Source organism: Paenarthrobacter sp. NPDC089322 (genome assembly GCF_040684895.1).
Classification (GTDB): domain Bacteria; phylum Actinomycetota; class Actinomycetes; order Actinomycetales; family Micrococcaceae; genus Arthrobacter.
Map to the genome: position 1 here is coordinate 137,382 of NZ_JBFBGW010000008.1, position 16,448 is coordinate 153,829.

At 64.6% G+C, this 16,448-nt stretch carries 14 protein-coding genes; 9 read left to right on the plus strand and 5 right to left on the minus strand.

The genetic code is table 11. The features are described from left to right. Positions 1 to 39: 39 nt before the first annotated feature. From AB0N65_RS10915 to AB0N65_RS10930, 4 genes are all read right to left on the minus strand, one after another. Positions 40 to 915, minus strand: a complete 876-nt coding sequence (locus AB0N65_RS10915) for a class II fructose-bisphosphate aldolase (protein ID WP_364161009.1) — start codon at positions 913 to 915, stop codon at positions 40 to 42. Beyond that, on the minus strand, positions 915 to 2,384 hold the full coding sequence (locus tag AB0N65_RS10920) for a GntP family transporter (protein ID WP_364161011.1): 1,470 nt from the start codon (positions 2,382 to 2,384) through the stop codon (positions 915 to 917). Before AB0N65_RS10920 ends, AB0N65_RS10915 begins: the two co-directional genes overlap by 1 nt. A gap of 117 nt (positions 2,385 to 2,501) precedes the next feature. Beyond that, positions 2,502 to 3,401, minus strand: a complete 900-nt coding sequence (locus AB0N65_RS10925) for an NAD(P)-dependent oxidoreductase (RefSeq protein ID WP_364161013.1) — start codon at positions 3,399 to 3,401, stop codon at positions 2,502 to 2,504. Between the two features lie 16 nt (positions 3,402 to 3,417). Then, a complete protein-coding gene (locus AB0N65_RS10930) occupies positions 3,418 to 4,911 on the minus strand; it encodes a four-carbon acid sugar kinase family protein (protein WP_364161015.1) in 1,494 nt (497 codons plus the stop codon). Positions 4,912 to 5,036: 125 nt separating this feature from the next. Here AB0N65_RS10930 and AB0N65_RS10935 point away from each other — a divergent pair, with 125 nt between their 5' ends. Together AB0N65_RS10935 and AB0N65_RS10940 are read left to right on the plus strand one after the other, a co-directional pair. Further along, positions 5,037 to 5,840, plus strand: a complete 804-nt coding sequence (locus AB0N65_RS10935; protein ID WP_364161017.1) for an alpha/beta hydrolase — start codon at positions 5,037 to 5,039, stop codon at positions 5,838 to 5,840. 136 nt (positions 5,841 to 5,976) lie between these two features. Further along, positions 5,977 to 6,678: a FadR/GntR family transcriptional regulator gene (locus tag AB0N65_RS10940; protein ID WP_364161019.1), complete on the plus strand. Its 702-nt coding sequence runs from the start codon at positions 5,977 to 5,979 to the stop codon at positions 6,676 to 6,678. Between the two features lie 69 nt (positions 6,679 to 6,747). Here the strand turns inward: AB0N65_RS10940 and AB0N65_RS10945 are convergent, their stop codons facing one another. Continuing rightward, positions 6,748 to 7,719, minus strand: coding sequence for an AraC family transcriptional regulator (locus AB0N65_RS10945; protein WP_364161021.1), 972 nt, complete (start codon positions 7,717 to 7,719; stop codon positions 6,748 to 6,750). 161 nt (positions 7,720 to 7,880) lie between these two features. On the opposite strand from AB0N65_RS10945, the gene AB0N65_RS10950 reads away from it, so the two are divergent. The 7 genes from AB0N65_RS10950 to AB0N65_RS10980 all read left to right on the plus strand — a co-directional run bounded on the left by AB0N65_RS10950 (position 7,881) and on the right by AB0N65_RS10980 (position 16,223). Then, positions 7,881 to 8,036, plus strand: a complete 156-nt coding sequence (locus AB0N65_RS10950) for a hypothetical protein (RefSeq protein ID WP_364161023.1) — start codon at positions 7,881 to 7,883, stop codon at positions 8,034 to 8,036. 126 nt (positions 8,037 to 8,162) lie between these two features. Next, a complete protein-coding gene (locus AB0N65_RS10955; protein WP_364161025.1) occupies positions 8,163 to 8,951 on the plus strand; it encodes an SDR family oxidoreductase in 789 nt (262 codons plus the stop codon). Positions 8,952 to 9,038: 87 nt separating this feature from the next. Next, positions 9,039 to 10,277: a styrene monooxygenase/indole monooxygenase family protein gene (locus tag AB0N65_RS10960; protein ID WP_364161027.1), complete on the plus strand. Its 1,239-nt coding sequence runs from the start codon at positions 9,039 to 9,041 to the stop codon at positions 10,275 to 10,277. A 26-nt stretch (positions 10,278 to 10,303) separates the two neighbouring features. Further along, positions 10,304 to 12,064, plus strand: coding sequence for a flavin reductase (locus AB0N65_RS10965; RefSeq protein WP_364161029.1), 1,761 nt, complete (start codon positions 10,304 to 10,306; stop codon positions 12,062 to 12,064). A gap of 25 nt (positions 12,065 to 12,089) precedes the next feature. Further along, positions 12,090 to 13,730, plus strand: a complete 1,641-nt coding sequence (locus tag AB0N65_RS10970) for an NAD(P)/FAD-dependent oxidoreductase (RefSeq protein ID WP_364161031.1) — start codon at positions 12,090 to 12,092, stop codon at positions 13,728 to 13,730. A 7-nt stretch (positions 13,731 to 13,737) separates the two neighbouring features. Further along, a complete protein-coding gene (locus AB0N65_RS10975) occupies positions 13,738 to 14,532 on the plus strand; it encodes a cyclase family protein (protein ID WP_364161033.1) in 795 nt (264 codons plus the stop codon). Then, complete coding sequence (locus tag AB0N65_RS10980) at positions 14,529 to 16,223, plus strand: thiamine pyrophosphate-binding protein (protein WP_364161035.1); 1,695 nt, start codon at positions 14,529 to 14,531, stop codon at positions 16,221 to 16,223. The genes AB0N65_RS10975 and AB0N65_RS10980 overlap by 4 nt, the downstream gene beginning before the upstream one ends. Positions 16,224 to 16,448 lie beyond the last annotated feature (225 nt).

Genomic DNA, 16,448 nt, shown 5'->3' on the forward strand with positions numbered 1-16,448 from the left:
AGCCTCCCCTTGTCCTTGCTTTGCGTCAGACGCAGCCAGTCAGGCGTTCAGCATGGCCAGCGTGGCTCCGGCGAACGACCACGCGGAGCCGTTCCAACGCGCCAGCAGGCCTTGGAGGTTCTCGCCATCGGCACGGTGGGCAGCCGTTTCAGCCTCGAGCGTCGCAAGGATTCCGGTGCGGAGCTCGGTGTTGAAGTTCACCTTGCCCACCTGCATGGAAGGCGCTTTGGCCAGTTCAGCGGCTGGTATCCCGGATGCGCCATGGAGCACCAGGGGCACACCGGTCCGTGCAGCAACGTTCTGAAGGACATCCCAGCGGATGTTGGGCTCACCCGTGTACTTTCCGTGCACGTTCCCCACCGCCACTGCCAGCAGCTGCGCGCCGGTTCGGTCGACGAAGTCAGCCACCTGCTCCGGGGCCGTCAGGCCTTCAACGGAAGTACCGGCGTCGTGCGCTTCACCCGAGGCGCCGAACGCTTTGTCCTCGTCACCCGCCAAGCCGCCCAGCTCCGCTTCAATGACGACGTCGGCACGGCCGTCCGCGTCCAGCGCGGCACGGACGTCGCGAACCAGGGCGATGTTGTCCTCGTAGGCCAGCGACGAACCGTCGGCCAGGACCGCATCTGCACCGGCAGCCACTGAGTCACGGATGACCTGCAGGTCCGAGGCGTGGTCCAACTGGACCGAAACCGGAACGCTGGCATCGTCCGCCAAGCCCCGCAGGGCTGTGATGAGCCGAAGCCCGTTGGGCGTTGCAGCCGTCTTCGGAGCTACCAGCAGGATGACGCCGGACCTTGCTTCCTCGGCGGCCGAAACCACGGCCATCGCAGTGGTGAAGTCATAACAGGTGAAGGCAGGAACAGCCGATCCTGCAGCCAGGGCAGAGCTGACCAGCTGGTCGAGTTTGGCTCGCATTAGTGGGCCAAGCCTCCCACCAGAATCCATGCCACGTAAGTCAGGGCAAAGCCGGCCAGGCCCAGGATGGTGGTGAGGACGGTCCAGGTCTTAAGGCCGTCGGACACCGTGAGCCCGTAGTAACGGACCACGGTCCAGAAGCCGGCGTCCGTGACGTGCGACAGGCCGAGCGAACCAAAGCCGATGGCGATGACGATCACGGCGATCTGGGCCGGCGAATAGCCGCCTTCCATGACCGCGGAGGTCAGCAGGCCCGTCGTCGTGACGATGGCGACTGTTGCCGAGCCCTGTGCGGCACGAAGGGCCAAGGAGATGATGAAGCCCAGCACGATTACCGGCAGGCCAAGGCTGTCCAGCGTGTGGGACAGGGCCGCGCCGATGCCGGAAGTGCGGAGGACTTCACCGAAAACGCCGCCGGCTGCAACAACCATAAGGATGGACGCGATGGGAGGCAGCGCGCCTTCGAAGATCTCGCCGGTTTCCTTGAGGGACCAGTGGCGGCGGACTGCCAGCAGGAAGAAGGACAGGGCAACGGCAACCAGCAGTGCGAAGAACGGGTTCCCGATGAAGGACGCCACGCCGTACCAGTAGTTGTCCTTGGGGATGGTCAACGTGCCCACGGTGCCGAGGAGGATCTGGACGATCGGGGCGGCAATCAGGAACATGATCAGGCCGGGCCGCGGAGGCGCGATGGCGCGGGCACCGGGACCGTCGTGGCCGACGTGGACGAGGGTTTCCGCCGAGCCGAACTCGTCAACCTGCTGCTTGACGCCGGGGAGCAGCTCGTACTCCTTGCGGTTCATGATGCTGGCAACCCAGTAGGACAGGAAGCCGAGCGTCACGCAGATGATGAGGGAGATCAGCGTGATGAGTCCGATGTCCGCCCCGAAGACACCGGCACCCGCAACGATGCCCGGGTGCGGCGGGACGGCGACGTGGATGGACAGCATGATGCCGGCCATGGGCAGGCCGAACTTGATCGGGTGAACATTCGCGATCTTGGCGAAGGCGTAGACGATCGGAACGAGGACAATGACACCCACCTCGAAGAAGACGGGGATTGCGACGAGGAAGCCGACTGCGGTCAGCGCGATGGCGACCCGCTTGGCTCCGAGCTTCTCAGTGAAGTGCGTCGCCAGCGACTGAACGCCGCCGGAGACCTCGATCATGCGGCCAAGGATGGCACCGAGGGCAATGAGCAAAGCCACCTTGCCCATGGTGCTGCCGACGCCGGTAGTCACCACCGTGAAGATGTCCTTCAGCGGAATCTGCGCGGCAATGCCTACCAGGATGCTGACGGCCAGCAGGGCAACGAACGCCTGGATCTTGAAACGGATGATCAGCACCAGCAGCAGGGCGATGCCCGCAGCGGCGATGGTCAGCAGCAGCGGAGTACCCAGCTCCACGGCGGGCTTGATGGCCGGCGCGTCGGCGGCGCGAACCATCAGCGAATTGATGAGGGGATTCATTTGGGGAGTGTCTCCTTTGACATACCAGTCTAGAAGACCGGCGAAAGGTGGCGACGACGACGAAGGGGGGACCGCCGTCGTCGCGGGTTTTATCTGGGTGCTGGAAAGCGGTGGTACTTAGGCCGTGCGCTTGGCGGGCGCGACAACCTTGATGACGGCGGAATCGTCGGCAGCAGCAAGGCCCTGGGCCTGGCCGAGGAGGTAAAGCTGTTCGGCGGCGGCTGCAACGGGAGCCGCGAGTCCGGCGGCACGGGTCGCCTTGCCCACGATGCCCATGTCCTTGACGAAGATGTCCAGGCGGCTGAGGACCTCGGCGCCGTCTTCGCTATAAGCCTCCAGGATGCGGGGTCCGCGGTTGGAGAGCATGAACGATCCTGCGGCACCGGCTTCCAGGGCCGCGAGGGTCTTGGCCTGGTCGAGTCCGAGGGCGTCGGCAAGGGCCATGGCCTCGGCAGCTGCGGCGATGTGGACGCCGCACAGCAACTGGTTCACGGTCTTAAGAGCCTGGCCGTCGCCGGGCTTGTCGCCCACGATGCTGAGGGTGGAGGCCAGCAGGTCCAGTGCAGGACGGGCCTTCTCCAGTGCTTCCGGCTCAGCACCGACCACGATCAGGAGGTCGCCTTCTCCGGCCCGCTTCGGGCCGCCGGACAGCGGAGCGTCCACGAGGGCAGCGCCGTATTCGGCGAGCCTCTCCACGGTTGCGGGGATGGCCTCGGTGCCAACAGTGCTGCCGAGGATCACGACGGCGCCCGGCTTCAGGACGGAGGCGACGCCGTTCTCGCCGAACAGGACATCGTTCAGCTGCTCGCCGTTGCGGACTGCCAGGAGCAGTGCGTCCGCGCCGTCGGACGCTTCGCGGGCGGTCCCGAAGGTCTTGATTCCTGCCGCGGCAGCGAGTTCCAGGCGGGGTTCGGCAATGTCAAAGCCGTGGACCGTCAGCTCGGACGCGAGGCGGGTGGCCATCGGCAGGCCCATGGCGCCAAGGCCGAGGACGGTGACTGTGTAGTTGCTGGTCATGGTGTTCTCCATTGAATTAGAAAGTGGCGCTGAGTTTGCGGGTGACCTGGGCGAGGGACTGGTCGTCGCCCACGTTGCCTGCGAAGACGATGTACGGAATGCCCTTGGCGGGTCCGTCCACGGGTTCCCAGAGGGAAACGATGCCCGGGAGCATGGGACCGCGGACGATCGCGCGTCGGATTTCGAGGCCGTGCGCGGCGACGTCGGAGGAAGTAATGCCGCCCTTGGCGATGACAAACCGCGGCGGGAAGGTCTTCAGGGTGCGGTTCACTAAGGCGACGACGGCGGCAGAGACGGTGCGGGCAATCTTCAGGCTCGCTGCGGGGTCGTCCGTCTTGATGAGCAGGCGGCTGGTGTGGACGATGACGTCACCTTGGCGGAGGGCCTCCACGACGTCGGACACGACGGTTCCGACGAAGGCTTCGGTTGCCGCTTCGGTTTCGGAGGCCAGGAGCTTCTCGACGTCGATTTCGATGATCCGCGCGCTGCTGTGCTCGGCCGTGAGGACGTTGAGCTGGCGGGTGGTCAAACCCACGTGCGAGCCCACGACGATCAGGCCGCCGGCGGTGGAGGGTGTGTTGCCGGCGTAGGCTTCCTCCGAAGTGAGGGCCGTGCGGATTTCCTGGCCGATGCGGCCGCGGACGAACGGCGGACCCACACGGTAGAGCAGCTTTTTGCCGCGCCGTTCTGCTTCTTCCAGGCCAAGGGCCAGCGCGCGGAAGTCGTTTTCGGTGACGATATCCGCCACGATCGGCGTGGAGTTGGTGGCGGACTCGATTGCATCCGCGATGGCCTTCGCGGAAATCGCGGGATCATTGGCCGCTGCACCTGCACGAATGATGTTCAGGTCCAGGATGATCACGTCATCGGCCGGGAATCGGCCCTGCGACTTCTCCTCCACATACTTGGCCAGCCCGGAGTTGGAGAACCCGAACGTCGCATCCCTGGCGAACTCGGTCTCCGCCACCGGGGTGAGCGAACCGCCGTCGGCCCGCATGTAGTGGACACCGCCGATGGTGACGCGGCCGGCGTCGGGAAAGGCCGGAACGATCACCACGCCGTCGGTGGTTTCACCGGTTTCGGCGGCCACGGTCGCAGCGATGACGTCCGTCTCCAACGGGTAGTGTCCCCTGAGAGTGGAGTCGCTTCGGCTGACGAAGCCTACGCCCAGGCCGGCAGGAGCGGCTGCGGCGAGGGCATTGCGGACGATTTCCTCGTTCCGCGCGGCCGCTTCTGCGGCGTCCAGGCTGCGGGTGTTGGTGAGGACGTAGACGGCAGGCCCGGTCCCATGCTCGCGGATATGCGCAAAAGCCCATACGAAGTCTTCGACGTCCCAGCGGGTGAGCACAGCGAGATCCGCTACGGACTGCGTACCGGTGGGGTCGTCGTCGAGGACTACCAGGACGCGGGGGCTGCTTGCCGAGGACGCGGCGACGGTATCTGCCACGAGCTGCGCGGGGATCTGAACTTCCGCGGGGAAAGCGGCCAGCATGTTGGCTTCAAGTGTCACGGTGCACTCCATTGTGGTCTGTAGCTTTTACGTGAATGTAAGATGTCAGACATCTAACATTTGAATGTTAGTGTGACACATGGCTCTTCAGCGCGCAAGGTGCCTCCGGTCACTAGGCTGAACTCATGGATGACACTGCTGTACCGCTTTCCTTTGTGGATGTTCGCGGTCCAAGCGGGGCGCACCAAGACGTGCCCGTCGTGCTGATCCATGGATGGGCATCGGGCTCCGCTTACTGGGAACCGCTGGCAGCTTTACTGCTCGACGCCGGGTGGCCGGTGTGGATTCTTGACCTCGCGGGCTATCACCCCGGGGACAGGCTTCAGAAGGACTTCACATGGACACTGGAGACGGCTGCGGCTGGCGTTGCTGCGGTCATCCGGGCCCGGTCCGACGGTCCCGTTCATCTCGTCGGCCACTCCATGGGTGGCAGCGTCGCGCTGACGGTTGCGGCCGCGAACCCCGGGCTCGTGGCTACCGTGGCTCTGGTAGGAATGGTTCCGGCTCCTCCCAATGATGCGTTCCGCGCCATGTTGCAGTCCCAGCTGGCGCAAGGCTTCATTGATGATCAGACCAAGGCCAAGTGCATGAAGGCTTGGTACGGGAACTTGACGGGCCAAGACATGGAAACGCTCAGCAAAGGGTTCGACGTGCCCTTCGAAGTCCTCGGCCCCAGCGGCGAGGCGGCCATGACCGGCGTCGAACCTTCAGTGCCCGGGCGCGTCCACGCGCCACTGTTGGTGCTCGCAGGAGTGGGCGACCGCGTGCGGTCCATCGACCAGATGGAGGCGTTCGTGGCGGCCGCGCCGGAGCGGAGGCGGTTTCATGCGGTTCCCGACGCCGGCCACAGCGTGCACTGGGAGCAGCCTGAAGCTTGCGCCAAGGCGTTGGATGAATTTTGGAGAACAAGCTGGCCTCCGCCAGCGTAAGATGTCTGACAACCGTCCAGCCCTGGAGGAAACATCTCCCGGACAGCTGGACGTTGTGAGGCCCGCTCTGCGCCCCAAAACCTGGGGTTAGGGCGCAGATCGGCCTTACAGTCAGGAGTACAGGAAATGGGGATACATGGCACGTAAGTCGCTGGTCGGCGTCGTTGCTGATGAGCTGCTGGACCGGATTGTCGCGGGAGAGTTCCCGCCGGGAACCGTTGTCCCGGGAGAACTTGAACTCAGCGCCAGGCACGAGGTGAGCCGCATGACCGTGCGCGAAGCCATGAAAACCCTGGAGGCCCAGCGCATCCTGAGCGTGGAGCGTGGCCGCGGAACCTTCGTCAATCCGCTGAATCAGTGGGCGTCACTCGAAGCGGTGCTGCGTGCAACCTCCGAGGGGGCCAAGGATGCCGCAGCCGCCATCCAACTCATCGAGTTACGCCGGATGCTCGAGACCGGCGCCTGCGAACTAGCCGCGGAGCGTATCTCCGATGACGAGCTCACCGCGCTCAAGGACCATGTCGAAAAGATGCAGGCCGCCCATGAAGCCAGCGACCTCGCAGCCTTCGTGGAAGCTGACCTCGCCTTCCACGACGTCATCCTCCATGCTTCAGGCAACGTCTTTGTCGCCGTGCTCTTCGAGCCGCTGCACCGGGTCCTGGAAGCGCGCCGCGCTGAGACTTCCGCTTTCCCGGAGATCCAGGAACACGCAATCGGCCATCACCGGAACATCGCCGCCGCACTTGAATCCCGCAATCCCCACGAGGCCCGCCTTGCCATGGACGCCCACATGCAGCAGACCCTCGACGACCTTAAGACGTACGTGCTGGAGGCGTAGGCACCCAACTGGGTCGCAGTTAAGCGCGTTCTGAGCTGTCAAAACGCGCTTAACTGCGACCCAGTTGGGTCAGCGGCGCAGGCTTTCCGACGGCAGCTCGCCGAACGCCTTCAAGTACAGCGCCGAGAAACGACCCTGGTGCGAGAAGCCACAGAGTTCGGCAACGGCCGTGACGGACTGCTCCCGCGGGTTGGCCTCCAGCAGCATCTCGCGGGCGCGGTCCAGCCGGATACTCCGCAGCAACTCCGACGGCGTAGCCCCATACTCCGCGCGAAGAGCGGTCTGCAGGGTCCGCACTGAAACGCCCAGGCACTCCGCGATGTCCGGCACTGTCAGTTCCTCGAACGCGTGGCGCTCAAGCAACTCCCGGCATTCGCGGACCAGGCGGCTTTCGCCATCTGCGTTCCGGGCGTCCGAACCGACCGGCGGCTCCATCGCCATCAGCAGCCGCGACATCATGCTGTCTGCGAGCAATCCCTGCACGAATGCCGGGGCGGCAGCCTGCGGCTGACTCACCATGTCGTCGTGAAGTTCGACGACGGACCTCAGGAAAGCGCGACCGGCGGCACGCGTGAGGTCCATGCCATAGCCCAGGCCGGCAGCCTTCCCGCCGTACAGTTGACCGGCCACGCGTTCCAATGCCAGACGGCGGACATACACGATGAGGTGCGGGCTGCCGCCGTCCCAGCTCATGGAGAAGGGCCGGTCCACGGGCGGAACAGTTGCCATGTTCGGGCTTGAGTCCACGGTCTCGGAGCCGACCTGCATGGTGGCGTGCCCGGCGAGCGGGACCTGCACCAAATGGAAATCCTGCAGGCCTTCCGGTTCGATCCGAACGTCTGCCCCATAATCCAGGAACTCGATCCCGACATCACCGCGATGCAGGGACCGCAGCTTCATGTCCACGGACGATTTGCTGGTGCGCGGCGCCAGCTGATGGCCGCAGAAGAGCTCCGCGATCTTTTCGTGGGCTTCGTCCACGTCTTTGGTGGCCAGTGTGGGCCGTCCCCGAAGGACATCCCGGGGAAGAATCCTGACCATTTGGCACCTTCTTACAGGGTCATTTCACAGCGTTTCGCTTTTCGGATGATCCTCACGCCAAGTGGATATTCCGTAGTTCGGCGGCTGTCTACAGTCGCTCTTAGGACAAGTATGACGCACGTCATATTCGCACAACAGCACTGAAGCGAGGTGAGTACCAGATGAAGAACATCAAGCTCGTACACGTTCGCCGGGAGGAGTGGGAACGCGACTTCGCAGCATGGGGCAGGGAAATGCGCCAGCCGGAAGCACGGTTGACCGCAGCTCCGTGGGTGGGGTGGCTTGAAGAGACGGATGAGCAATACCCGGGAGATTGACCGATGCGTTTTTCGGATGCCCTCTGCGCCAAGTGGATATTCGAGGCATCGGCGGCTGTCTAGAGTCGCTTCCAGAGCAAATATGACGCACGACATATTTGGGCAACAACAAGAAAGGAACCGGCCATGTCAGGACTCCAAGGCAGGACAGCCATCGTCACCGGCGGAGCTACCAAAGTGGGCCAGGGCGTCGTCACAGCCCTGCGGGACTCCGGCGCCACCGTGGTGGTTGCGGACATAAACCCCGACGGCGAACCCCTCACCAAAGCGCTCGGCGAAGGAATCCTCTATTCCCACACAGACATCACCGACGACGCTGCCTTAGCCGAACTCGTGGAGGGCACCGTCGCCCGGCACGGCAGCTTGGACATCCTGGTGAACCTGGCCTGCACCTACAAAGACGAAGGTGCAGACTCGGGCCGCCAGGACTGGCTTGAAGCACTGAACGTCAACCTCGTCAGCGCCGTGATGGCCAGCAATGCCGCAAGGCCCTACCTCAAGGCATCCGGCCACGGCGCCATCATCAACTTCACCTCCATCTCAAGCTCGGTGGCTCAAACCGGGCGGTGGCTCTACCCCGCCAGCAAAGCCGCCCTGGTGCAGATCACCCGCAGCCTGGCCGTGGACTTCGCCGCGGACGGTATCCGGGTCAATTCGGTGAGCCCGGGCTGGGTGTGGAGCAACATCATGGCTTCGCTCAGCAACGGGAACCTTGAAAAGACAGACTCCGTGGCGGCCCCGTTCCACGCACTGAGGCGGGTGGGCCGGCCGCACGAGGTGGGTGACGTCGTCGCGTTCCTCGCCGGCGACCAAGCCAGTTTCGTGACGGGCGCCGACTGGGCCGTTGACGGCGGCTACTCCGCCTTGGGCCCGGAGCGGGCCGAGGAAACGATCCCCCTGCTCGCCGCCAAGTAGACGCCAACCAATCGCACCGCCAACCAAACTCCAAGCTTCGCCAGCTAGCTTCACAACTACGTCCCACAACAGAGAAGGACAAGAACCATGACGCAACGCCACATCACCATCGTCGGTGCAGGCCAGTCCGGGCTTCAACTGGGCATCGGCTTGTTGGACGCAGGGTTCCAGGTGACCACCATTTCCAACCGGACTCCGGAAGAAATCCGCGACGGCAAGGTGTCCTCCAGCCAATGCATCTTCCACAACGCCCTTGAGCACGAACGGGCACTCGGCCTGGATTTCTGGCCGGACGCCCCCACCGTGGATGGCATCTCCTTCACCATCCCGCATCCCGAACTTCCCGGAGAGAAGGCCATCAGCTGGGCCTCCCGGTTGGACAATCACGCCAAGTCCATCGATCAGCGGGTCAAGTTCCCCCGCTTCATGGAGGAGTTCACGGCACGGGGCGGGGAGCTCGTCTTCGAGGACGCCGGAGTGGCGGAATTGGAAAAATACACGCAGAACTCCGACTTGGTGATCGTTGCTGCCGGTAAAGGTGAAATCGCCCAACTTTTCACCCGGGACGCTGGACGCAGTACCTACGACGCACCGCAACGGGCCCTCGCCCTGACGTACGTGAAGGGCTCGAAACCGCGCGAGGAATACTCCGCCGTGTCCTTCAACCTCATCCCGGGCGTCGGCGAATACTTCGTCTTTCCGGCACTCACCACGAGCGGCCCCTGCGAAATCATGGTGTTCGAGGGCATCCCGGGCGGACCCATGGACAGCTGGAAGGGACTCACTCCAGAGGAACATCTGGAGAACTCCAAGAACATCCTCAGGACGTTCCTGCCGTGGGAGGCCGAACGCGCCACGGACATCGAGCTCACCGATCCCAACGGTGTCCTCCAAGGTCGCTTCGCCCCAACCGTCCGCCACCCGATTGCCACCCTGCCGAGCGGTAGGCAGGTACTTGGCCTGGCCGACGTCGTGGTCTTGAACGATCCGATTACCGGGCAAGGTTCCAACAACGCGAGCAAGTGCGCTGCGTCGTACCTTGCCAGCATCGCGGGGCACGACGGCGCCTTCGACTCGAACTTTATGCAGGCCACGTTTGAACGCTACTGGGATTACGCGCAGCACGTCGCGCACTGGACCAATGCCCTCCTGGCCCCTCCACCGCCGCATGTCCTGGAACTGCTTGGGGCGGCCAACGCGGCTCCGGAGATCGCACACAGATTTGCGAACGGCTTCAACCACCCGCCGGAATTCCAGGACTGGTTCATGTACCCGGACAAGGCCGCGGACTACCTGGCGAGCCTCAGCGCTGCCAAAGTTTCGTAGCACACGCCTGCTAATAAGGACTCATCATGCGAAAGATTGCCATCATCGGTGCCGGCGAATCCGGCGCCCAATTGGCCTTGGGCCTGCAGCGGGAAGGCTATGCGGTCTCCCTGTTCTCCGACCGTTCCGCTGCACAGATCCGCACGGGCAAAGTCATGTCCAGCCAGTGCATGTTTTCCACGGCCCTGGACGCCGAGGCACAGCTGGGCACGGCCCTGACAGGCCTTTACGAGTCCGGCTCCGTTCCGGACATCAACGCCATCAGGGTGCGGGTGGACCGGGAAAAGGAACCCATCGAGTGGGAAGCGCCGCTGGACGGACCGGCCCGCTCCGTGGACCAACGGATCAAGAGCGCGCTGTGGATTGAGACATTCGTGGCGGCAGGCGGTGACTTCCGGATCGAGAAAGTCACTCCCCGCATGCTCGAGGAACTCGCCCGGGATTACGATCTCGTCATCGTCAGCACCGGCAAGGGCGAGGTCGGGCAGATCTTCCCGCGGGACAAAGCAAAGTCGCCTTTCGACCGGCCCCAACGGGTCCTCGCCTTGAATTACGTGACGCCCGCCGGTGATGACGACGGCGGTGCTGCCGCCGACGCCCGTGGCCCGTCGCCGGAGTCCGCCATCCGAATGTCCATGGCGCCAGGCGTTGGCGAGTTCTTCACATTTCCCGGCCTGACCGTCTCCGGCCCCTGCCGGATGATGGTGTTCGAAGGCGTGGTGGGCGGCCCCATGGACTGCTGGACCGACGTCGGGACCCCCGAGGAGCAGCTCCAGCGTTCGCTGGAGATCCTGCGTGGGCATTTCCCGCACGAGGCCGGACACTTCGCCGGGGCGAAGCTGACCGACGACGGCGCCACGCTTCTGGGGCGCATCACGCCCACGGTGCGGTCCGCCATCGGGGAGCTTGGCAACGGCAGGCTGGTCTTTGGCTTGGGTGACGCCGTGGTCCTGAACGACCCCCTGACGGGACAAGGTTCCAACAACGCGACGTTGGCCGCCAAGTACTACCTGGATTCGATCATCCGCCGAGGCCAGGAACCGTTCGACCGCGCGTGGATGGAGCGCACATTCGATGAATTCTGGCGGGGTTGGGGCCAGTGGACAGTGGCGTGGACCAACGACATGCTCAAACCCCGAAGGGACCACCAGGTGACCCTGCTGAGCGAGGCCATGGAGCATCCCTCCTTGGCAGCGAGCATTGCGGGTGGTTTCGATGATCCGCGGACTTCCTACCCCTGGTGGTTCGATGCCGCGGCCGCCGGCGACTTCATGCAGGCCCGCAAAGAAGAGGATTCGGCGGCATTTGATGTCAGGGACTTCCGGAGTGCGCTGGGGCAATTTGCCACAGGCGTCACCGTGGTCACCACCGTCTCGGCCGACGGGCGCAAGGTGGGCATGACCGCCAACTCCTTCACGTCGGTGTCCATGGAACCGCCGCTCGTGCTGTGGTGCCCCAGCAAGCGGGCTCCCAGCCTGGCCGACTTCGAGGACGCCACACACTTTGCCATCAACGTTCTGGCCAGCGACCAGCACGTCCTCTCCCGGCAGTTCGCCACTCCGGCAACAGACAAATTCGCCGGTGCGGAGACTACGGAAGGCATCGCAGGGGTTCCGTTGCTGGACGGCGCGGTTGCCACGTTCCAGTGCCGCACGGTGTCCCGCCACGACGCCGGCGACCATGTCATCTACGTCGGTGAAGTGGAAAGATACAACAACGACGGCGGGGCTCCCCTCGTGTTCCACGGCGGCAAGTACCACGCGACAGCCAACCACCCGGATTTCTGAGTACTTCTGAAAGGAGTGGCCCCGCATGGACGGTCCCACTGATGTTGCGATTATCGGTTCGGGCATCAATTCACTGGTTGCTGCAGCCGAACTTGCCCTGGCCGGAAAGCGCGTATGCCTCATTGAAAAGGCTGACCGGTTGGGAGGCTTCATCCACTCGGGAGAACGGACCTTGCCCGGGTTCATCCACGACACCTTCTCCTCGTGGCATCCGTTGTTCGTGTCCGGCGGTGCGTACGCTGCGCTGGGCAAGGAACTCCATGCCCGTGGCCTGGAGTACTGCAACACTGACGGGCCGGTAACGGCAGGTGTTGCTGCGGATCCGGGTACAGGATCCCACCGCGTGGTCATCGCGCACCGGGACCCGGCGGAGACGGCTTCCGCGTTCAAGGAGCCCAAGGACCAGGAAGCCTACCTTGCGATGCTGGACGACTTGGGCCGCAATTCCGGCACGGTGTTCGGGGCGTTCGGTGCCGAACTCCGCTCCTTGAAGGATGTCGCGAAGCTCGCTGTGGGTTTGTTCAGGAGCGCGCGGTTGGCCGGCACCGAGGCCTTCGTTCGCGACTCCGTCATGAGTGGCCGCAACTACGTCCGGAGCCGTTTTGATGGGTGGGAAGCGGACCAGCTCTGGTCGCCGTGGCTCTTGCATGCGGGGCTTGGCCCCGACCAGGCCACCGGCGGGGTCATGCTGCCGGTGATGGCCATGAGCATGCACGGCTTCGGACTCCCGGTGGTCAAAGGTGGCGCGTCCCGGTTCGTGGCAGCCTTCGAGTCCCTGCTGCGGGACAACGGTGTCCGGATCATGCTGGGCACCGAGGCCCGGGAGATCCTGGTGCACTCAGGCTCAGTGGGCGGCGTGCTGACGTCCCGGGGAGTGGTTGATGCGCGGACCGTGCTGGCCAATGTCTCACCGCAGGCCCTCTACACGAAGCTCCTCACCCAACCGCCTGCCCCGGCTGCCGGCGCAGCTGCCCGGTACCAGAATGGCCGTGGCGCCCTGCAGATCCATCTGGCCCTGGACAAGCCGATGGCCTGGCTGGACCCCAGGTTGGATACCGTGCCCCTCGTCCACGTCAGCAACGGCTCAGACAGCACAGGCATCGCATGCGCACAGGCGGAGGCCGGGTTGCTGCCTTCTGTACCGACGGTCGTGGTGGGCCAGCAGTGCGTCCTCGACCCGTCAAGGGCTCCCCAAGGGAAGGCCACCCTGTGGCTCCAGCTTCAGGAGGTCCCGTTTGAGCCCGTAGGCGATTCCGCCGGCGAGCTGGACGTCACCGGGGGTTGGACAGAGGAATTGAAACTTGCCTACATGGAACGTGTCCTTGCCCGGTTGGAACAGTTCGCACCCGGCACCAGGAACTCCGTCCTCGCGTGGGACATCATTGCACCTACCGACCTTGCGGCAATGAACCCGAACGCCGTGAAGGGCGACCCCTATGGCGGGTCGGCGGAACTGTTCCAGAACCTCTTATGGCGGCCCTTCCCGGAGGCGGCGGGCCACGGCACGTCCGTCGAAGGGCTCTGGCACATCGGCGCGTCAACCCATCCCGGTCCCGGGCTGTCCGGCGGCTCGGGGCATTTGGTCGCTGCGAAACTCACTGCTCCCACTCCCGTTTCTTCCCGCATCTCCCGTATTCAAGCAGTACTTAAACCACGTAAGCGTTAGGAGAACAATGTCTGTTCTGGCCGGGCTCACTGCAGCCCTTTCGAATGGTTCGGTGGAGATCATCGACCTCACCACTCCCCTCAGTTCCGAAACCCCGATCCTGAACCTGCCGCAGCCGTTCGCGAACACGGTTGGGTTGTCGGTCTCGCCCGTCAGCAATTTCGACGACGCCGGTCCGGCTTGGGCGTGGAACGACGTCACGGTGGGCGAACACGCCGGCACGCACCTGGACGCTCCGGTGCACTGGATCACGGGCAAGGACGGCAAGTCCGTGGACCGGATCGAGCCGCACCGGTTGGTGGGCCCTCTAGTGGTGATCGATAAAACCGCGGAAGCCGCCGCGGATCCAGATTTCCTGTTGGAACCGGACCACTTTGAGCAGTGGCAGGCCGAGCATGGGTTGTTTCCGGAGAATTGCTGGGTGATCTTCCGCACCGGTTGGGCTGCGCGTGGCGGTGACGCTGCGGCTTTCGTCAACGCGGACGACGCCGGTCCGCACACTCCCGGGGTCTCTGCGGCAGGTGCCAAGTGGCTTGCCGGTAATGCGTCCATCAGCGGTTTCGGCGTGGAAACCGTGGGCATCGACGCCGGGCAGGCCGGCACCCTGGACCCGATGTTCCCGGTTCACTCCTTCCTGCTGGGGGCGGACAAGTACGGCGTCACGTCCCTGCGAAATGTGGATCGCCTGCCGGTCACGGGTGCCACCCTCGTGGTTGCTCCGTTGCCGATCGTGGGCGGGACGGGCAGCCCCAGCCGGGTGTACGCGCTGGTGGAGCCCGGTAACGCCGCGGAGCGCGCATGAGCAGCGAGCCGGGCGTGACACGGCAGGCGCGGGTATCGGAGCTTGTCGGGCGGACGTTGGCGAAGCTCGGCGTCGGGCATGTTTTCGGCGTGGTGGGCTCCGGAAACTTCGATGTCACCGGCACCCTCATGGCCGAGGGTATTCCGTTCACGGCTGCCCGGCATGAAGGCGGTGCCTCGACCATGGCCGATGCCTACGGGCGGATGTCCGGGAAGGTGGGCGTGGTCACCACCCACCAGGGTTGCGGGCTGAGCAACGCCATCACAGGCATCGGCGAGGCTGCCAAGAGCCGGACTCCGATGATCGTCCTGACGGCTGATACGCAGGCTGCGGCCACCAGGTCCAACTTCAAGATCGACCAGGATGCTTTGGCCCGCAGCGTCGGAGCCGTGGCAGAACGCATCCACTCCCCCGCCACAGCCATCGCCGACACCGTCAGGGCATTCCGGACCGCGGTCAATGAGCGCCGCACTGTGGTCCTGAGCCTGCCGTTGGATGTCCAAAGTGCCACCGCCGCTGACGAGGTGGGTGCCGTCGTCGTGCCTGTCCCGCTGAAGGTGCGCCCGGACGCCGGCTCCGTAGAGCAGCTGGTCGATCTGATCCGTGCTGCCGAGAGGCCGGTGTTTGTTGCGGGCCGCGGCGGGCGCGGAGCGCGGGAGGAGATCCTGGCCCTGGCGCAACATTCCGGAGCATTGGTGGCCACCTCGGCCGTGGCAAGCGGGCTGTTCAACGGAGACTCGCACAACCTGGGCATCTCGGGCGGGTTCTCGTCGCCGCTGACCGCTGAGCTGATCAGCGGCGCGGACCTGATCGTCGGGTGGGGCTGCACGCTGAACATGTGGACCATGCGGCACGGCAGGTTGATTTCGGCCGACGCCAAAGTGGTGCAGGTCGACGTCGAGGATGCCTCCTTGGGCGCCAATCGGCCCATCTCGCTAGGCGTGCTGGGCGACTCCGCGCTCACCGCGCAGGATGTGCTGACGGCGCTGCGTTCCGTCCAGCCGGAACCGGCGGAGAAGTACCGCACGGAACCGAACGCGCTGGCCATCAAGCAGGGCTCGCGCTGGCGGGACGTGCAGACGCCGGACGTGTCCTCTTCGGTGTCCATCGATCCGCGGGTCCTGACCCGCGAACTCGACACGTTGCTGCCCGCCGAACGGATCGTGTCCGTGGATTCGGGCAACTTCATGGGCTACCCAAGCCAGTATCTGGCCGTGCCGGACGAGTTCGGATTCTGCTTCACCCAGGCCTTCCAGGCGATCGGGCTCGGGCTGTATACGGCGGTCGGCGCAGCCATGGCGCAACCGGAGCGTTTGCCCGTGCTGGGCGCCGGGGATGGAGGCTTCCTCATGGGCATCAGCGAACTCGAAACCGCCGTCCGGATGAAATTGCCACTGGTGTGCATCGTCTACAACGACGCCGCGTATGGGGCCGAGGTGCACCACTTCGCTTCCGGACACCCGGAGAAGGACCTGGCGAGCGTGGTGTTCCCGGACACGGACATTGCTGCGATCGCTCGGGGTTTCGGCGCGGAGGGTGTGACCGTCCGGGCTCTCGGCGATCTGGATGCTGTAAGGCCTTGGATCGCCGCGTACGAAGCCGGCACCCAAACCAGGCCACTCGTAATCGACGCCAAAATCGCCTCCGACGGCGGCTCCTGGTGGCTGGCTGAGGCGTTCCAAGGCCACTAGGTGCCGGCCATCCCAACTGAGTCGCAGTAGAGCGCGTTTAGAGCCGCCAAAACGCTGTGAGGATTGTGCTGGCTGGTCTGGGATTGGCTGGCAGAGTAGGTGCAGGCCGTTCCACCCCGCGGTCGTGACTCACAAAACGCTTGGCCCCTTGTTCAAGGGTGTCCTTCTGAGCGACTTGTCCGTCTGCGGTGTGGACGGCCGGTACCTGCCCGGCCCACATCGGTG

Excerpts from the sequence above, each read along its gene's own strand:
- AB0N65_RS10915 (WP_364161009.1), bottom strand. The coding sequence starts at position 915 with ATGCGAGCCAAACTCGACCAGCTGGTCAGCTCTGCCCTGGCTGCAGGA.
- AB0N65_RS10920 (WP_364161011.1), bottom strand. The coding sequence starts at position 2,384 with ATGAATCCCCTCATCAATTCGCTGATGGTTCGCGCCGCCGACGCGCCG.
- AB0N65_RS10925 (WP_364161013.1), bottom strand. The coding sequence starts at position 3,401 with ATGACCAGCAACTACACAGTCACCGTCCTCGGCCTTGGCGCCATGGGC.
- AB0N65_RS10935 (WP_364161017.1), top strand. The coding sequence starts at position 5,037 with ATGGATGACACTGCTGTACCGCTTTCCTTTGTGGATGTTCGCGGTCCA.
- AB0N65_RS10940 (WP_364161019.1), top strand. The coding sequence starts at position 5,977 with ATGGCACGTAAGTCGCTGGTCGGCGTCGTTGCTGATGAGCTGCTGGAC.
- AB0N65_RS10945 (WP_364161021.1), bottom strand. The coding sequence starts at position 7,719 with ATGGTCAGGATTCTTCCCCGGGATGTCCTTCGGGGACGGCCCACACTG.
- AB0N65_RS10950 (WP_364161023.1), top strand. The coding sequence starts at position 7,881 with ATGAAGAACATCAAGCTCGTACACGTTCGCCGGGAGGAGTGGGAACGC.
- AB0N65_RS10955 (WP_364161025.1), top strand. The coding sequence starts at position 8,163 with ATGTCAGGACTCCAAGGCAGGACAGCCATCGTCACCGGCGGAGCTACC.
- AB0N65_RS10960 (WP_364161027.1), top strand. The coding sequence starts at position 9,039 with ATGACGCAACGCCACATCACCATCGTCGGTGCAGGCCAGTCCGGGCTT.
- AB0N65_RS10965 (WP_364161029.1), top strand. The coding sequence starts at position 10,304 with ATGCGAAAGATTGCCATCATCGGTGCCGGCGAATCCGGCGCCCAATTG.
- AB0N65_RS10970 (WP_364161031.1), top strand. The coding sequence starts at position 12,090 with ATGGACGGTCCCACTGATGTTGCGATTATCGGTTCGGGCATCAATTCA.
- AB0N65_RS10975 (WP_364161033.1), top strand. The coding sequence starts at position 13,738 with ATGTCTGTTCTGGCCGGGCTCACTGCAGCCCTTTCGAATGGTTCGGTG.
- AB0N65_RS10980 (WP_364161035.1), top strand. The coding sequence starts at position 14,529 with ATGAGCAGCGAGCCGGGCGTGACACGGCAGGCGCGGGTATCGGAGCTT.